The following is a 1,456-nucleotide window of genomic DNA, read 5'->3' on the forward strand; positions in this document are numbered from 1 at the left end:
TGGACAGGTCCCGCACAAGCGGGACAGCCCACGAATAGCAGCATACAAAGCCGTAGGCGAACTGCTGATTCACACTGGATCAAAACGCCCTGTCTCATCCCGGCGCCCGACGCGTTGAGCCGGACGCCAGCACCTCATCACCTACGATGTAAATAGGAGAACTTTGCCCGTTGACAAAGAGGCAGCCATAGCAACGTCAAAGCGCTGGCACCCGCTACCGGGAGCGCCAGTCCGCCTCAAGGTAAAGTTTCTCATCACGGTTCAATCTCCGACTCGCGGCCGGGTAGCGGGTTGTCCAGCCGCGTCTTGTTCGGTCTTGTGGATTTTTGGAGCGGGTCCGGCATCAGGGAAAAGAGTCCCAAAAGAAATACTGGCATCGGGTGAAAGTGTCGATCCGCTTCTGCGGGGAGAGAGGACGAAACGCCGAAGCAGTGTCATCGGCATTAGGATCATCAGTCCTGTCAGAATCGCAATTGCGATACCAGGGAACGCCGAAGAGTCCACAGAAGGCTGATAGGATGCGCCGCTCAATAACACGCTGAGCAAGATACAGAGCACCAGAGTCGCAATCCATCTTACTTGGCCGGATAACCGGTCAAATGCGAAATCGATCAGGTTCAAGAATCCGAATACGAGATACAGTATCGGAGTGATGTAGATCAGTATTCCTGCTGCGCGTGTTGGTGCATTGTCCGGTCTTCCGTCGATTATCCGAGGAGCACTTCGCGTCTCGTCGACAATCACCCAGACTGCCAGAAGCACGATCATAGCGACCGGGATGAGCGGGGGAAGTAGGATGCGCTTGAGCATGATTGACCGGTGCTTTTTCAGACCGAACGTCATAGCACACCAACCGCCTGACGGCAGCCGCGCGCTGACTGTGGGTTGAGGTTGGTAATCACGGTGAAAATCCGACTCGGAGCGGGTCAGGCGGTTGGGTGCTGCGACTTGTTCGCCTTGATTTTGGTTTCGGTGCTCGTTTCGCGAATCGGATTCTGTGCCCGTTCGGTCGACCAGAATCCTAGGCGGAAAATCTCGTTGGTAGCGTGGAGAGCAAAGTTCGGACCCGCGATCCGATAATCCCATCCGTGGTTGATCGCTTCACGAATGCACCACTCGACCTCGTGCCGTGTGACCGTCGGATAGAATTCAAGCTCTCCGGAGGCGATCGGCCATACCGAGCTGTCCTTCTGGATCAGGCCAACAACTACCAACTTGCTTCCGTTGTGGTCTTCGCTCTGAGCGGTGATGTTAAGCTCGTAGACTCCTTTGCTCTTAGGCGTCGTCGATACCTTGTGCCGGAATCGCGTGCCGCCAACGATTACTCGCCTCGATTTGTGCTTGGAGATCATTTTAGGGCGAACGTCATAGCACACCAACCGCCTGACGGCAGCCGCGCGTTGACTGTGGGTTGAGGGTTCTAGTCACGGTGAAAATCCGACACGGAGCGGGTCAG

Annotated in this window: 2 protein-coding genes; both read right to left on the reverse strand. The window is 55.8% G+C overall.

From position 1 onward, the window contains the following. Positions 1-261: 261 nt before the first annotated feature. Positions 262-768 (reverse strand): hypothetical protein, encoded by a 507-nt coding sequence (locus tag HNR46_RS20510; RefSeq protein ID WP_221285320.1) that lies wholly within the window; start codon positions 766-768, stop codon positions 262-264. A 158-nt stretch (positions 769-926) separates the two neighbouring features. After that, positions 927-1,352, reverse strand: a complete 426-nt coding sequence (locus tag HNR46_RS20515; protein ID WP_184022578.1) for a hypothetical protein — start codon at positions 1,350-1,352, stop codon at positions 927-929. Positions 1,353-1,456: the final 104 nt, after the last annotated feature.

It is taken from the genome of Haloferula luteola (assembly GCF_014201715.1).
Lineage (GTDB): Bacteria > Verrucomicrobiota > Verrucomicrobiia > Verrucomicrobiales > Akkermansiaceae > Haloferula > Haloferula luteola.